15 protein-coding genes are annotated in these 16,480 nt (G+C 47.7%); 12 read left to right on the top strand and 3 right to left on the bottom strand.

Annotation, left to right across the window (positions count from 1 at the left end; all coding sequences use genetic code 11):
* The coding region (locus H8S55_RS06625) for a MarR family transcriptional regulator (RefSeq protein ID WP_177568493.1) at positions 1 to 287 on the bottom strand (287 nt) is incomplete at its 3' end.
* Between the two features lie 118 nt (positions 288 to 405).
* Positions 406 to 744: a winged helix-turn-helix transcriptional regulator gene (locus H8S55_RS06620; protein WP_119347390.1), complete on the bottom strand. Its 339-nt coding sequence runs from the start codon at positions 742 to 744 to the stop codon at positions 406 to 408.
* 120 nt (positions 745 to 864) lie between these two features.
* On the opposite strand from H8S55_RS06620, the gene H8S55_RS06615 reads away from it, so the two are divergent.
* Complete coding sequence (locus tag H8S55_RS06615; RefSeq protein ID WP_119347389.1) at positions 865 to 1,431, top strand: flavin reductase family protein; 567 nt, start codon at positions 865 to 867, stop codon at positions 1,429 to 1,431.
* A gap of 562 nt (positions 1,432 to 1,993) precedes the next feature.
* On the opposite strand, the gene H8S55_RS06610 is transcribed toward H8S55_RS06615, so the two are convergent.
* Positions 1,994 to 2,650: a hypothetical protein gene (locus tag H8S55_RS06610; protein WP_186878295.1), complete on the bottom strand. Its 657-nt coding sequence runs from the start codon at positions 2,648 to 2,650 to the stop codon at positions 1,994 to 1,996.
* 697 nt (positions 2,651 to 3,347) lie between these two features.
* Between H8S55_RS06610 and H8S55_RS06605 the strand changes: the two genes are divergently transcribed.
* From H8S55_RS06605 to H8S55_RS06555, 11 genes are all read left to right on the top strand, one after another.
* Positions 3,348 to 4,427 carry a hypothetical protein gene (locus H8S55_RS06605; protein WP_186878294.1) on the top strand — a complete coding sequence of 360 codons (1,080 nt, stop codon included), beginning with the start codon at positions 3,348 to 3,350 and terminating at the stop codon, positions 4,425 to 4,427.
* Complete coding sequence (locus H8S55_RS06600; RefSeq protein WP_186878293.1) at positions 4,424 to 5,029, top strand: hypothetical protein; 606 nt, start codon at positions 4,424 to 4,426, stop codon at positions 5,027 to 5,029. Before H8S55_RS06605 ends, H8S55_RS06600 begins: the two co-directional genes overlap by 4 nt.
* A 213-nt stretch (positions 5,030 to 5,242) precedes the next feature.
* Positions 5,243 to 5,632 (top strand): fimbrial protein, encoded by a 390-nt coding sequence (locus H8S55_RS06595; RefSeq protein ID WP_118626089.1) that lies wholly within the window; start codon positions 5,243 to 5,245, stop codon positions 5,630 to 5,632.
* Between the two features lie 154 nt (positions 5,633 to 5,786).
* A complete protein-coding gene (locus H8S55_RS06590; RefSeq protein WP_186878292.1) occupies positions 5,787 to 6,497 on the top strand; it encodes a hypothetical protein in 711 nt (236 codons plus the stop codon).
* Between the two features lie 10 nt (positions 6,498 to 6,507).
* Complete coding sequence (locus H8S55_RS06585; protein WP_186878291.1) at positions 6,508 to 7,626, top strand: hypothetical protein; 1,119 nt, start codon at positions 6,508 to 6,510, stop codon at positions 7,624 to 7,626.
* Positions 7,626 to 8,969 (top strand): C39 family peptidase, encoded by a 1,344-nt coding sequence (locus tag H8S55_RS14105; RefSeq protein WP_243200484.1) that lies wholly within the window; start codon positions 7,626 to 7,628, stop codon positions 8,967 to 8,969. Before H8S55_RS06585 ends, H8S55_RS14105 begins: the two co-directional genes overlap by 1 nt.
* Before the next feature lie 20 nt (positions 8,970 to 8,989).
* Positions 8,990 to 11,932, top strand: coding sequence for a VirB4 family type IV secretion system protein (locus tag H8S55_RS06575; RefSeq protein ID WP_186878290.1), 2,943 nt, complete (start codon positions 8,990 to 8,992; stop codon positions 11,930 to 11,932).
* A 143-nt stretch (positions 11,933 to 12,075) separates the two neighbouring features.
* Positions 12,076 to 12,564 (top strand): DUF5697 family protein, encoded by a 489-nt coding sequence (locus tag H8S55_RS06570; RefSeq protein ID WP_186878289.1) that lies wholly within the window; start codon positions 12,076 to 12,078, stop codon positions 12,562 to 12,564.
* Positions 12,565 to 12,572: 8 nt separating this feature from the next.
* Complete coding sequence (locus H8S55_RS06565; RefSeq protein WP_119347383.1) at positions 12,573 to 13,235, top strand: DUF6100 family protein; 663 nt, start codon at positions 12,573 to 12,575, stop codon at positions 13,233 to 13,235.
* 195 nt (positions 13,236 to 13,430) lie between these two features.
* Positions 13,431 to 14,549 (top strand): hypothetical protein, encoded by a 1,119-nt coding sequence (locus H8S55_RS06560; protein WP_186878288.1) that lies wholly within the window; start codon positions 13,431 to 13,433, stop codon positions 14,547 to 14,549.
* Positions 14,542 to 16,473, top strand: coding sequence for a VirD4-like conjugal transfer protein, CD1115 family (locus tag H8S55_RS06555; RefSeq protein WP_186878287.1), 1,932 nt, complete (start codon positions 14,542 to 14,544; stop codon positions 16,471 to 16,473). Before H8S55_RS06560 ends, H8S55_RS06555 begins: the two co-directional genes overlap by 8 nt.
* Positions 16,474 to 16,480: the final 7 nt, after the last annotated feature.

The following is a 16,480-nucleotide window of genomic DNA, read 5'->3' as shown; positions in this document are numbered from 1 at the left end:
TCAGTCAGAAACAGGAGTGTTTTCCTTTTGTCCGTTTCAGACTGAACACGGCTTATCAGCCCTTGATTTTCCATTCTTTCCAGCATCGTAGTAAGAGATGTTATCGCTAATCCGCATTTAGTCGAGAGTGACCTGATTGAGATACCATCCTCCTGCCACAGCACATAAAGAATACGCCCCTGAGCTCCATTAAATGCATCAATATTCTTTTCACTGAGAATTTTCTCGAAAATTCGGTCTCCAAGCTGTTTTATTTTGGTGACAAGAAATCCTCCATTCATTTCCATACAAAAGCTCCTATATAGTAGTTTATTGAAAACATACTATATAGGAGCTTTATTGTCAACAGTTTATATGTCTTAATAGGTAAATTCCATTTTTTTCAATTCTCCAAATAGAAATTTGTCACTCTGTCAGTCGATTCTCCTCGCCCCAGACACAGAGCTGATCCAGCACCTTCATCAGCGATTTCCCACGCTCTGAAAGCGCATATTCCACCTTCGGCGGGATCTGCGGATACTCGGTGCGGACGATCAGTTTGTCTGCTTCCAGCTCCTTGAGATTCGTGCTGAGAGTCTTGTCGGAAATGGTTTTCAGATACCGTTTCAGCTCATTGAACCGCACGGTTTCAAACTCCATCAGACAATAGAGAATGACCATCTTGTGCTTGCCGGAGATCAGCGACAGCGTGTAGGCAAAGCCAGTGTCCTCAAAATTGGCGTTCTCGATATAATTCTTTATCATTTCACTTTCTCCTAAGATAGTACCTATCATAATAGACAGTACTTGAATCTCTGTTTTACTCGGTTATAATTATAAGCAGGATGAACAGTCCTGTCAATCTGATCACGAGGAGAAGTTATCATGAGAACAAAACTGAAAATCACCGAGGGTATTTTCCCAATGCCGGTTCTGATGGTTGCAACTTACAACGAGGACGGCAGTGTGAATGTCATGAACGCCGCATGGGGCACCATGCAGGAGCGGGACACCGTCGCCTTGAATCTCACCGAGACTCATAAAACCGTGCAGAACATCAAAGCGCGGGGCGCGTTTACCGTCAGCATTGCCGATGCCGCCCACATGGTGGAAGCAGACTATTTCGGCGTGGAGTCCGGCAATAAAGTAGGCGACAAATTTGCCCGCAGCGGTCTGACCGCAAGCAAAGCCGAAGCCGTCGATGCGCCGGTCATCAACGAGTTCCCGATTTGTCTGGAGTGCAAGTTCATCGAGTATCAGAACAATGAATACGGATGCGGCGTCATCGGTAAGGTAGTCAATGTCACTGCCGATGAAAGCGTTATGGTGGACGGAAAAATTGATATGTCTAAGGTCAATGCCATCGCATTTGACCCCTACACCCACGGTTATTACAAGGTCACCGAGCGCGTGGGAGAGGCGTTCCACGACGGCTTGAAGCTGAAAAAGTAAGGTATGCAGAGAAGGAGCTTTCGCATAAGCGAAGGCTCCTTCTTAAAATATGTGGATTTCACAAATGTCGATTTGTTGACATCTTATCACATCGGTATATCGGGCGCAAGGATTGGCTTGTCCGTGGGAGGGATTTAATGGAGCCTACCTGAATAAATGAAATCATACATACAGAAAAAAGAATTGATGGTTTGTAACAGTATTGTCACAGACGGCCCGTTCTGTCGTAAAACAGACGGGCTGTTTTGTCGGCCGTAGCCGGGCGGCGGTGTCCGGCGGCCGGTGCGTTTTGTCGCCGCCGGACTGTTTTGTCGCATAAGAGAAGGGAGGCGGAAATCCGCCTCCCTCTCCGTATTCAAGAGACCTCGCCTTCCAAGACGAGCTGTACCATCCGGTCATCAACAATGGCCCTGCGGTTTTGGTATGCGTAGACAAGGGACTGGGTACACGCCCTGTTAATCAGCCTTGGGATGCCGGAGGAGAAAGAGTAGACATCTTTACGAGCCTCCTTGTATAATTTGTTCAGTAATTATATCACAAATTCCGCAAAGTTTGCAACACATTAACAAGAAATTAAGTAGGATAGAATCCTGACAAAATCATCTTTATCGAAGTTGTACCCATAGACTGTAAACCCGAGACTTTTGTGGACGAACTCAGCATAATATCCACTTTGCTCGTCACTGTCAAAGCGGAATATATTTACATTTTCTCCCGAAATTGTAGAGGCCAATGGCGCACTATCGTTAGTTACTTGGGTATTGTCCGACTTTGGTGCTCCGTCTTTGATTATTTCTATACTTACTTTCTCATTACCGATAGGGTTGGCCCATATGAAATTATGCCCCTGCATATCGCTTCCATCGCTGAACTTGAAGATGCCATAAGACCCGGTGTTCTCCTCAATCATGTCGGGGAAAACACTTGAAATATCAAATTCAATCCCATAGTAATCAAAAAGCTCTTCTTTTGTGTATTCATGGTAGTTGTCGGGGCCCAAAGCAAAGAAGCCTGTTTCGGGAATTTCCGAGGCGAGTTCATTTATTATAATTTCTGTATCCTCCGTGTTTGCGAGAGACAATGCGGCACCTCCCTCCGAATTTCCCGAAATTTCACTTGAAATAGCTTGACCCCGGCTGCTCAACACCACCCCAGTAAATATAGCAATTATAAAAACAACGCCAATAGCCATTCCTATCGTTTTGGACTGTGCTTTCATATACTACACCACCTCGTTTTTCGTTATAGACACAAGTTCTATTATATCTTACACGATAATAGACGAAAAATCTAATGTTTTGTTCCTTTATAAATGACGAAATGTGGCTTGCCACATCAAACAGCCGATAAAATGACAAAACAACTCGGCCATGCAGCCAAAACACTCCGGCTATCCGACAAAACAGCCCGGCTTTTTTTCGTCAAATCAGGTCGGCTTTAACAAGTATCATTTGGCATAAGAGAAACTGCTAAACTGAAATCAATCTCCACTCACTTCTCTTTGTTAGTCTCTGATACCACGCCGGTATCAGAGACATTTTTGTTTTTTCAAATCCGTGGGTGGTCAAAAGGGTGCTATTTTCTACATTTATTACGAGAAGTGCAAGCGAGGTGTTTTATCTCTTGGCAACTGTATCTTCTCACTCAATTTTCCCAGTGCTGTACCTTGAAAATTGCATACGATTCCAAGACATCACCGTGTCCGAGCCACTATGAGCAAGTGAAAGAGGCGTGGTCAAGCCTCGTTGCGACGACTGCACGGGAAAACAATGGTACACTCGTCCGGCTAGGCCTCAAACCGAGGGACGACGCACCCACAAGCATGGGCCGAGGCTGAAATGCCTGTGTCCCCCTGACCAGGGGACTTGGAATCGATATCTTAAACCTATTACTTTGCTGGAAAGGGGGTGTATGAGATGAACTGCATACAAAAGCAACAATTAGTGAGCTTTCCGAAAGTCAGGATATGGAAACCGTGGTTCCGTCACTTTAATAACCACAAGGAATTCCATAATGAAGGAACCGTCCATCTTTTCAGTCTCATGGCACTCTTTAGCTATGCGAACTTCCGCTCAAATGAGCGTATGATTAGTGGGGCGAGATACATGGAGGCGCCTGGCCAATGGATCTGCAAGCTTGGATCATTACCCAGGATTCTGCGTGTCCATTCCAAAAGACAAGCTCTTGAGCAATTGGACTATTACGAGAAATACGGGTTCCTGACTTATGAATGGCTGGATAAAGAGAATGAGATCATTCGCTTTTCTATCACCAATTGGAAAGAGCATTGCACGAGCCTACAGTATAACTATTATAGCTATAAGGGCTCTGGATTCTTTTTCTTCCCATTACCTGTTGGTCGAATGCTCCTACGAGTCGCTCTCAAAACAGATGGGATCGTATTTAGTGAATTGGACGCCATTATGGACATGTGGCTGCACACCATCTTAAACGATCCCAAGGTGCGAGGTTCGGAGTATATGCCGGTCGTGTATTACTCCAATATGAGAGGTGTGCCGTTGCTCTCATATACTTACCTTGCAAAACGCTGGGGTTGGTCAAAATCCCGCGTTGGCCGCTTCATGTTGAAAGCTGGCGAATACGGAATTATCAGCCGTGTGAGTTTCTCAAGCTCACGCGGCTCTGTCATTTCAATGTGTCGGTATCGAGAAATGATTTTTGGCGATACCTGCGAAGAGCTCGAGCTAAGCAGCATTGGTGAGATCATTGGCATTACAAAGGCTGCTGATTTGGTCGATCCCGATGAAGGCAAGATGGATATCAGCATTGAAACTCGCGTCCCGCCCGCTCACACTATAGGGAAGCCCCGAAAAGCCTTGAAAATTCAAGTGTTTCTGGTGATCCGAAGTTCTTTTTTTGCTCGCCAAATTCCATTAGTCTTCTACAGTGCTTTAGACTGGGAGGTAACAAATCAGGAGAAGAATAGCCGCGATCCACCGTCTGAGTCCCAATCAGGAAAGGAGATGAAACAATGACATCAGATAGCACTCCCGCGTTTGAGATAGAAAAGGAAGCTTTGAAAACGGAGATCGAAACCGGCATCCAATCCGGCGTTGATCATTTAGAGAACAAAGCCGCAAAACGCAAGGATGGGGATAAGTATCATAACACAAGGCATCTGCTCAAGCAGTATCGGAAAGTAGCATATGCGATCCAAATCTCGGAAGCAGATATGAATGTTCGAATGGAAATGGAGCATGGCACCCGTCTTTCCACACTCGAAGTCAATGCCGAATTGGCTGGCGTGGATTTATCCGGTTCTAAACTGGAGGGTTATGCCAGGACAGTTATTCGGAGCAAGAACATGCTCCAGATTATTGATAACGCGCTAAATACGGTTCGCATGGATCCAGACCACGGTGAGCTGATGTATCAGGTTCTCTTCCTCACATACTTCTCCCGAAAGAAGCCTGCGAATCGTGAGGTGATTTTGGCGGAACTTGATCGGCAAGGATTCCCCATGTCGATGGTAACCTATCATAGCTATCTCAACATGGCAATTCGAGCGATTGACCGCATTCTGTGGGGTTACACGGCACGTGATTGCATGGAGATTATCAAGCAGTTTTTACCTTGAACCACCATTGAACTATTTCCGAACGAAACTTGAAGTTCTGCTTAATTGCATCTGTATCCCCTAAATGGTAAGATGATAGCGTCGAAAAGATTCATTGATGGACTGCCTCCTTTCATCGGGAGGCATTTTTCATGTGAAGCCAGGAACTCCGGTCGTACTGCCCGAGTTCCCGGCTTTTCTTTTCGGCTCTATTTGAAAGGAGGACTTCCCAATATGAATCTAAACAAACCTGCCGTCATCAAGAAGCTGCAGGAGCGATTCAGAAATGTAAATGCAGGCCGAGGCCTATATACTGCCTTTCTCGTGCCTACGATGCTGACCATGTTTTCCACACGCGCCTTTGCTGCTGACACCATTTGGACGAAGGCGAGTGCAATCATGCAGGATGTGTACACTCAAATCCTCGGCATCAGCACCATCGCAGCTGTTGTTACTGCGGCTATTGCGCTTCTTCTGATGAACTTCTCCAGATCTGGACGAACGGTTGATGAGTCCCGTGCATGGTTAAAGCGGATCATTATTACTTGGGCCATTCTCAATAGCCTTGGCTTTATCATGGCCTATGTGACACCATTCTTTTCCGGTGGCACTTGGACTCCCTAATTACGAAGGAGAATCAAGACATGAAGAATATTATCTGTTTCTTATCCGGTATTGTCGCTGGCATTGCCATGTGCCTCACCGCAGCATACTACCTGCCTGAAAGTAGCTTCGATGATGAGTTAGGCCACTTCTAAGCAGATGCAGGAGGAGCCGCATGGGAATCTTAGACAGTATTGTTGAGTGGATTGCCACACAGGTCATGAATCTGCTGGATCTGATCACAGGGTCCGTACTCGGTGCGCTAGGCTGTGATATGAGCACGTTTCTACGCTATTTCCCAGCCGCTGAAACGCTCTATGAAATATTCGTAGCGATTGGTGTAGGCTTCATCTTACTGAACCTTGTGTGGCAGCTATTCAGAAACTTTGGGCTTGGACTGGGCCTTAGTGCGGAGGATCCAGTCAAGCTCGCCATCAAATCCATTCTCTTTATCTTTTTAGCACTTTTTGCGGATCAGATTATGGTGCTCGTTTTGGGAATCGTAGGAACGCCATACGACTGGGTGGTAGACACAGCACTTCCCCCAATCGAGTTTGCAAGTTTTGCCAGCGTAGTAACAGTTTTGGTGGGCAGCCTTGTGTCCGGCTCGGTAAGTTTGATTGTACTCATTTTGGTGCTCATCATAGCATGGAACTATATCAAGCTTCTATTCGAGGCAGCGGAGAGATACATTCTCGTCGGCGTTCTGATCTACACAGCTCCAGTCGCATTCGCTACAGGGGCATCAGAAAACACATCAAATGTCTTTAGTGCATGGTGCAGAATGCTTGGAGGCCAGCTTTTTTTGCTAATCATGAATGCATGGTGCCTGCGCTTATTCACGAGTATGGTTGGCAGTTTTCTTGCCAACCCGTTATCCGTTTGAGGAGGTAAAGATGAAGAGAAAAGCACATATCATACTGCTTGTATTGCTGCTCTTATGCGTACTTTCGACAACCGCCTTTGCCATCGATGAGAGTGAAGTAGAAAGTGCCATTGCGGCATCGAGCAAGGAAGAAGTTGCTGGTAATGTTTTTATCTGGTTTCTATGCGCCATTGGATTCCTTAAAGTCAGCCAGAAAATTGATGGTTTTATGGCTTCTTTGGGAATCAATGTCGGCAGAACCGGTGGAAGTATGTTGACTGAGCTCATGGTTGCCGGACGCGGCATTGCTGCTGTTGCGGGGGCTGTAGGTGGAACTGTATTTAACCATCATTCCTCAAGTAACAGCACTCACACAAATACACAGGCCGCCGGCGCTGCTTTTACAGGTGGAGGAAACGGCCTTGTCGGCGTTACGAGACGTGCTGCTGGAAACGCGGCAGCCGCAAGCGCTACAGGCAATGCAAAAGGACTCAGCAATCTTGTGGGTGGCGCTATGTTCGAATCAAGCCTGCAAAATGGAGGAAAATTTGCAATGAGCGTTGTTGGAGCTGTGGCAAAAGGCAGCATATCCTCAGTCGGGTCCATCACCGGTGATCAGGCGGCTGAGGCATTGACAAGCTATTTGGGCTATTCGCCTGTTGACTCAGGTAGCGCACTTGCAGATGATGGTGGCCTCATCCCTCCATCTCCCATTACGTCAGAAAACGTAGTTACGCTTGATGGCGGCACAGCCGCAGGAACAGCTTCTCCTACTGCGTCTGCAAATGGGACACCTATCCCATCTGGCGCTAGAGAGCATGACGGTTCTGTGGTTGAGAGTGCACGCATTTCTGGAGCGCCACCCATATTTCAGAATGTTGAAATCGGCGGTGGACGCATCACGGGCCTTGAGGTCTCACCTGATAGGCAGTCAGATAGGGAGTTTGCTATGTACAGCACAGAACAATACATGGCCCCAACTGGCCCGTATGATACAATCCAAACAGTAGACGGTGCCTCGTGGTATCGGCAGTATGCTCAGCCCAAAGTTGAGAAAACGCCCTATACCGATGAAGGTGACAAGATTAGGTATGAGGAACGCATCGTTTCTCAGATGCCGCCTGTTCCCAAAAGAAAGGACAAAATCTAATGAGTGATGAAAAAAGCCAGCAGCAAACATCGACCGAATCCACAGTTGCGGGTGCCGCAAAGACTGGCAAAGCAATTTCCAATATTGCCAAGGGCGCAGCTGCAGGTGGTGCTCATGGTGCGGCAATTGAAGCAGGGAAGTCTTCTGCAAAATGGCTGATTCCGTTGATCGCGGCAGTTTTGTTGCCTCTAATTCTTGTAGCTATGCTTCCTTCTATCATCTTCGGATCATTATTGGGCGATGGAACAGACTCCCCGAATGGAATCTCGAACGATGAAGTGTTAGTCAAGAATATGACAGCCATCAACGAGGGCATCAGTTCCATCCTCTCTGAAGGATTAACGGATGTTCTTGAACGCATTGATTCTGATTTTGCATCGTCCGGCTGTGATGGAAAAGAGATCAACAATCCCTTTGGCGCTGATGTGGTGTTTAATGCAAATGCGTTTGTTTCCCAGTATTGCGCACACAAGGACACAGAAATTGCATCTATTTCCAAGGAAGATATGGAGGCTTTGCTCACCGCTAACAAGGATAAGCTCTACTCTTTTGCTTTCACGGATGAAGAGCGAGAAATTCCCCCTGAGCAAGGTGACGAAGACTCGGGCGAAACCATTCATGAGACCATTCGGATCTATACCATCTCCTATAATGGAGAAGCGTATTTTGCCGATCAGGTCTTCCACCTGTCAGACGATCAGAAACTCCTTGCAAGCCAATATGCGCAAAACTTGACTGTCCTCTTGGGCGATGGAATTTACCAAGGTCTAAGTGAAACAGAGTTCTCAGCAACGGACCTATCCTACGACGGGGTCGTTTTTGCTGACGGCGAAACACAGGTTGTCTATTACAATCAGTTAGATGAACGGTGGAAGTACTCGCCCTATGGTACAGATACGATTGGTGGTTATGCCTGCGGCCCGACTGCAATGGCCATAGTGATATCCAGTCTTACCTCAGAAACCATTGATCCACCTCATATGGCACAATGGGCATACGAGCACGGGTACTGGTGCAGCGGCAATGGTTCTTATCGCTCTTTGATACCAGGAGCAGCGCAAGCGTGGAGCCTGAGTGTCGATGGCTGCACAGCTTCTGAACCACAGCGTATCATTGATGCGCTTGCGGAGGGCAAGTTAGTCGTTGCACTCATGACGAAAGGCCATTTTACATCGAGTGGCCATTTCATTGTCCTGAGAGGCTGCACATCCGATGGGAAGATACTCGTCGCAGATCCTTCCAGTTATAAGCGCTCCGAGAAGAGTTGGGATATGTCCATTATCCTCAACGAAGCTAGTAAGCGCGCTGGATCCGGTGGGCCGTTTTGGATCATCGGAAACTGACAATAGAATAGAGGCGGAACATGAGCAAATCGAACGAAGAACGGGATATTTACTATATCCCGCCAAACTTTCTTGCAAGTGGGCGCTTATTTGGCGGAATGATTCGAGCACGCAATGCGATTGAAGCTTGCGTGCTCGTTTTGTTGACGGGTATTCCCATCATCAAGTTGCCTATGTCGCTTACTGTGCGGATTATCATTCTTTGCCTGCTCCCACTCCCGCTTGGTATTTTTGGCATCATCGGTTTTGAGGGCGATTCACTTTCGGAATTTGCGATCAATTGGGTTCGCTGGTTCATTCATCGGCGGAGCCTTTATCGCTCTGATGTCACTATACCTGAAACCGCTAGGAAGCAGAAAAAGAGGATATGGGAGCAAGAAGCTACCAAGCCGCCCGAAGAGTTAGGCATTCGGATCAAGCAGCCTCGCAAGAAACGAAAACGCCCTACAAAAACCGAAAAGCAGCTCAACAAAAATAATCGCAAGATGGTGCCAAGTCACAAAAAGCAGGTGACTTACTCGGAAGACTTTGTTCCAGTAAAGGATATCCGCAACGGCATTATTGAAACGGAGGACGGTCGTTACATCAGAGTCCTCGAAGTTGAACCGATCAACTTTCTTTTACGCAGTACATCTGAGCAGAAGAATATCGTTGCCAGCTTCGCGAGCTGGATGAAGATTTCCCCCATAAAAATCCAAATCAAAGTGTTGACAAAGAAGGCCGACATCGGAAAACACCTGAGTACCATTGAGCGGGATATGGAGTCCGAGAGTAATCCAAAGTGCCGAGAATTGCAGCTGGACTACTATCGCCTTATTCAGACAATTGGCTCGCGAGAAGCAATTACCCGCAGATTCCTTGTGATTTTTGAGTATGAAGCTGTCACGAATCGCAAACCGGAGTACTCGGAGATTGTCTCGGCTCTGGAAACGTCTGTTCAGACAGCGCGGCAGTATTTCCTACACTGCGACAATGCTGTTGTTACCCATGATGACGAAAACGCCTTCCTGTTGGAGATCCTCTACACCATTTTCAACCGATCAACTTGTGAGGTAAAAACAGTTGAGCAGCGCATCGGGGAGCTCCAGCTAGCTCGGAGGGATACCGACATCACAGTACCAGTCTCCCTTAAAAGTGTACTGGCACCCGATTCCATTGACTTGACTCATGGGTCATATGTAGTAATGGACGGAGTATACCATGCATATCTCATTGTTCCCTCAGATGGGTATAATCCTCGCGTTGTGGCTGGGTGGACGAGTATTCTCGTCAATGCTGGCGAAGGGATCGATGTCGATTTCTATTTTTTCCGCGAGCCAAAAGAACGCATTCAGGCTAAGCTGGGTCAACAGATCCGAATCAACCGCAGTCGCTTGAAAGACACCTCGGATACCAATTCGGACTTTGATGATTTTGAAAGTGCAATACGTTCTGGCTACTTTCTGAAAGAAGGCCTTGCAAATTACGAGGATTTCTACTATTGCAACACACTAGTCACAATCACTGCAGATACACTCGAAAATCTGGAGTGGCGTATATCTGAGGTGCGTCGGTTGATGGTTTCACAGGATATGGATATCCGGATTTGCCGATTTCGTCAGGAGCAAGCGCTACTGTCGATCCTCCCGCTTTGTAGCTTGAATAAAAAGCTCTTTGAGGCGAGCAAGCGAAATATGCTTACCTCTGCGGCTGCCAGTTGTTATCCTTTCACCTCGTTTGAGATGAGCGATGAGAACGGCATCCTGCTCGGAGTCAACCAGCATAACAACAGCTTGGTCATAGTTGATATCTTCAATAGCCGCGTATATAAAAACGCCAATATGGTTCTTCTGGGAACCAGCGGTGCCGGCAAAACCTTTACGCTCCAGTTGATAGCTCTCCGCATGCGTCGGAAAGGTACCCAGGTCTTCATCATAGCACCTCTCAAAGGCCATGAGTTTCTGAGAGCCTGTAATAACATTGGCGGTGAGTTCATTTCCATTAGTCCGGCATCGAAGCAATGTATCAATGTCTGCGAGATCCGCAAGCAGGATCTCAGCGCCAATCAGTTGATCGATGGCGTAATTAGCGAGAACTCGATCTTGGCAAAGAAGATTCAGCAGCTGCACATTTTCTTCTCACTACTAATTCCAGATATCAGCCATGAAGAACGGCAGCTCCTTGACGAAGCGCTAATTCGAACCTATGCGAAGAAAGGAATCACGCACAATAATGAGTCGCTGATTGATCCAGAGCATCCGGATCGCTACCGGGAGATGCCGCTCCTTGGTGACATCTATGAGATTCTAATGGAATCTCCCGAGACGAGGCGGATGGGTAATATTCTGAATCGTCTCGTGAATGGATCCGCCAAAACCTTCAATCAGCACACAAATGTCCAGCTCGACAATCTCTACACAGTCCTTGATATTTCCGAGTTAACGGGAGAGCTTCTGCCTGTAGGCATGTTTGTCGCACTCGACTACGTCTGGGATAAAGCCAAAGAAGACCGCACAAAAGAAAAGGCGATCTTCATTGATGAAGCATGGGAACTTATTGGAGACGATGATACCAATAACCCAAACAACACCAAGGCCCTTGCAGGCGAGTGGGTTCAGGAGATTTTCAAGATCATTCGTGGCTACGGCGGTGCGGCCATTGCTGCCACCCAGGATATTGGCGACCTTGATCGAAGCCGGTTCGGCAAAGGCATCTTAAATGTTGCAAAGACCAAAATCATTTTGAACTTGGAAAATGATGAGGCGCAGCGCGTCCAGCACATTCTCCACTTATCTGATGCAGAGATCATGTCGATCACTCGTTTTGAACGCGGCCAAGGACTGATCTCCACAAACTCCAACCACATCACAGTTTCGTTCAAGGCATCCCCCTTGGAGAAACAGCTGATTACAACCGACCGCATGGAACTCAACCAGATTCTCAAGGAAAAGATCGCCCAAAATACACATAATGTTGTCGAATGAAAACACAGCAAAGGTCATGTTTACATTAGCTCTACACTAAGCGTAATTGCGGTTTTCCTTTACACTATGCGGTTTCCTATCTCTACACAAAGGAGAGCATAATGAAGTTTTCCAATACCGTTCGAAGGAGGGAAGTTGCCTTTATGATTCGGCTGCTGACCATCTTCGGTGTCGTTGAACAGCGACAAATGCGGTTGCTCTTCGATCATATGAGCAATCGTTCCTATGGCCAGATCCTCGCACGTCTCCGGCAAGAGGGTCTGGCCTATTTCTCGCCGGACGGCCAATTCCTCGCAACAAGTCGATACTCATTAGATCACGGGAAGACGCAGGAAGCCATCATGGCTTTCTGGGCATTCATCCAGATGAGAGATCATGTGCTGGATTTTTGTGCGAGTGAGCCTCCGGCAATTCTCTCATTCTCTTCAGCCGATAAGGATTATGATCTGATTTCCGGTAGCCAACGCAATATCCCATCGATCAACGCCTCTCGCACACTCGTGCCAGAGGCGTCCGTTCGTTTGATTGTCGTAGATGATATGAAGTCCCTGGATGAGCTGATTCCCAGAGATGATAACGATTATGGAGTCCTGACTGGTTCTGACGGCGTAGAGCAAATCTACAAACTATGAGGTGTGATATGGATAACCCCAAGTACATTCAAGTCATGCGCCAAGTGGCTTCTGATTTTGATGGTATCAGCCACGAACTCTTTCAGGTTGCTAGCGACTTAGAGCGTATGGATCAGTATAACCCCCAGCAAAAACTCTTTAGTCTGGTTAGATCGGCAGAAGTATCCTCGGTTACTCTGAGAAATCTGACCGCCAGAACAGTTCGTGATGATACGGCGCCATTCTATTGTGAGGTGGCGGATCTGCTGGGGATTAAGGTCGAGGAGACTCATGATTGGCTCAAGATCTCTGTTCCAGCGATTCTTCCGAAAAGGAACCAGAGAGATAATCAAGCATTTTTGACTCGGCCACTTCGGTACGCGATTATGGACTATCTCAAAGAGAACCCAATGGAGCGCTTTGGTAGCTGCGCCATCTGCATTGTTCATAACTATGATGCTGCTCTTGGGAAAAGGCGCATTCGTGACTATGACAACATTGAAACCAAGCGGTATTTAGATGTCATTGAATCGATGCTACTGACCAATGATAGCGGTCTCCTATGCACGGTCCTCCAGGCTACGAGGATGTCTGATCGGGACAGCGCAGAGTTCTACCTGATGAGACCTGAAACGCTTTCATCCTGGGCTAAAAATCACATTAAAACAACTACCAAAACCTGCTCTGAGTGATGGGCAGAAATTGGTAGTGATTTCGTGCATACGAGCTGTCCCCACTCAGGGAGCACAGAAATAGGTAGTGTTAGGCAATACAAATTCTGTCTGGGTGTTTTTTGCTTGGTCAGTTTTGCTCTTTTGTGAGTAGCTTTATGATGCAGCCTCTGGCAGCCTGTTGGCAGCCTTGCTGCTGATTTGATTGGAGTGTCTATGATTACATGTAAGAATGATCGCTTACTCGAATTGCTCTGGTTTGTTGGATATTGTATCGAGTTTCCGACGCAGCTGGCGGTGCGGATCGGTGGCGGCGCTGAATGGAATCGCAGGGTCATGTATCGTGCGATTCGGGAAGGCTATGTGCGGCTATATCGGAAGAAGCATAAGCGCCATGTGATTCGTTCAATGAGCTTGACGCAGAAGGGTTTCGAGTATGTTGCACAGAGGGATCCGGAAGCGGTGTCCATGATCTATTCAAGAGTCAATAGCTCTGAGCGCATTTACCCTGGTTGGATCGACAAAATCCTGCGGCTTCATGCAATTGCTATTGGTACGGTTATGTCTAACGCGGCCGGAGCGATGCTCCTCATCTCTCAAAAGCCATCTCTCATGTCGCCTGCCAAAAGAGCAACGAATGCGGTCGTGCCGGATCCCAACAAAATCTATTACTACGCCGCACACGAGTTGCGTGTCGCCATCGAGGAGTACTCCCCGGAGTCAGTATCCAAGAGCTCACGCACAATCGGTATTATCGTCAAAGGGCGGTGTTGCTTCTTTCTTTACTTCACAGGTAGCACAAGAATGTACTGGATGAAGAATAGCGAGGAGAACTATGCTGCCGCTGTGAAAAGCCTTCTGCTCGCAAGAGGGTTCGGTATCACGTCAATCCACCAGATCGTCATCGGATCCACCATGAGTGTGGCACAGCGCCTCTGTCATGGAGCAAAGCCATTTGGGAACAAGTACTTCGTCGTTTCAACGTTCTTTGCTCAATGTCTGTTCCTTACCAATAATAAGGAAGGTGACACCCTCCTGAAGCTCATCCTCCACGATGAACTGGCAATGGAAATCAATCGCGCGGCATTATCACCTTTCCACCCACCACGAATCCCTACCCGCGAATATGACGCAATCGAGACCTCGCTCGACAGGCCTGTTCTTTTGAACTACCAATGTGACCTACTCATGCTATCGGATATCCACCCGATGCCGGAAGGTTTTCGAGGTAGCCCGATCATGCTCTGTTTTGACTATCAGACGCAGGTTATCCAGAGAATTGTGGGGCCGGCCATTGAGGTACGTCCGTTAGAAAGCAGATTAGATTATGGATAAAAGAAAACTGAAAATAGCACTTAGCCTTGCCGTCCTGATTCCTTGCGTGCTTTACGCTGCTGGTATCATTGCGCAATTCATTATTAACATCAATGCTTGGAAAGCGGCGGGTAGTGACTATCGTACTTCGCCAGGGCTTCCATCCTCGCAGATCAGCGAAGTGGTTCGAGCGCTGTTTCACTTTCCAGAAGGACTCATTGCCATTGGGGTTGTAGTCCTTGGCATTGCCGTACTCTGTGTATTTGGACTCCGAATTGGATGGGGCCAAAATGGTGTGACAGACTCTGATCGCAATCTGACCGTATCGAATTCTGGAAGCTACGGAACGGCAAGCTTCATGTCACCCAAAGAGGCATCTGCATGCTTTGAGGTGACGAGTGCAAAAAGGACCAGCCAAGACATCCTTGGGATGCTCCCGGATGGTCAAGTCCTGACGCTTCCAAAGGATACCCGTCTCAACGCAAATCTTGCCGTATGCGGATCTTCCGGTACGGGAAAATCCAGAGCCATCTCACGAAACCTCGTTTTGCAAGCGGTCAAGCGTGGTGAGAGCGTGATCCTGACTGATCCAAAATCCGAACTATATGAATCCATGGGCGAGTATCTCCGTGAGAACGGATATATTGTCAAAGTCTTCAACCTTGTTGAAATGGATCATAGCGACTCCTGGAACTGTCTTGGTGAAGTCGGATCAAGTGAGCTCATGGCCCAGACCTTTGCCGACATTGTACTCCAGAACACTAGCGGTGATTCGAAAGACGCGTTCTGGTACAACGCAGAACTCAACCTTCTAAAAGCGCTTGTTCTCTATGTTGCGTTGGAGATGCCTCCGGAAAAGCGGAACATCGCGACGGTGTATGACCTTCTCTATACTCAAACCGAAAAGGGCTTATCTGATATGATGGCCAGCATTAGCCACGAGCACGCGAACCAATATACGGGAGAGCTGCTTCCTCCATCACCTGCATCTGCGCCCTACGCAATCTTCAGGCAATCGAGCGAAACCGTTCGCACGAGTGTTATCATCGGCCTCGGAAGCAAGCTGGCAGTTCTGCAAGCCCAGCAGGTGCGGAATATCACCTCCTACAATGAGATCGACCTGGAGCTGCCCGGTAAACAAAAGTGCGCATATTTCTGCATCGTCTCCGATCAGGATAGCACTTATGATTTCCTCAGCTCCTTGTTTTTTAGCTTCCTGTTCATTCGTCTGATCCGCTATGCCGATGCTTACTGTGAGGGCGGGATGCTGCACCCAAAGGTAAAATTCATCCTTGATGAGTTTCCCAACTGCTGCCTTATCCCCGATTTCACTAAAAAATGCTCTACCATCCGTTCAAGAGGTTGCTCCGTTGCTGTCTTTTTCCAAAATGTCGGCCAGATGCGCAACCGATACCCAGATGATCAATGGCAAGAGATCCTCGGTGCCTGTGACAGCACGGTTTTTCTCGGATGCACAGATATGCTGACCGCTGAGTACTTCAGCGACCGCATTGGAACAGCATCAGTCGAAGTGGAAGGTACGATGCGGGAACTCAACACCATGCACATTACCGATTATACCCCAAGATTCCGTAAGACCAACTCACTTGGCCGGCGCCCATTGCTTACCCCTGATGAGGTCTTGCGTTTACCCCCGGATCAGGTCCTGATTTTCATAAGAGGTCAGAAAGTCATGCGAGCCAAGCGCTTTGACTACTCCCTGCATCCGGACTATAAAAAACTGAAGAGCCGCAAGGCAATCTTACACGAGCCTGACTGGAAAAGCAGTCAGGCTTCCTCTGTATCTGCCAGCGGTGTATCTTCACCATCCGTAACCGCGGCCATACCGGCAGAAAAAGCTAATGTTGGTTCCCAGAAGAAACCACCTGGGAAGCCACCACGCAGCACAACTCGCAAGGTCGTGAATGCGGATGAACTCTTCTAGGAAAGGA

This window comes from Flintibacter faecis (genome assembly GCF_014287875.1).
Taxonomy (GTDB): domain Bacteria; phylum Bacillota; class Clostridia; order Oscillospirales; family Oscillospiraceae; genus Lawsonibacter; species Lawsonibacter faecis_A.
The sequence above is the reverse complement of the archived record's forward strand: the minus strand, read 5'-3'. Positions and strand labels throughout refer to the sequence as shown.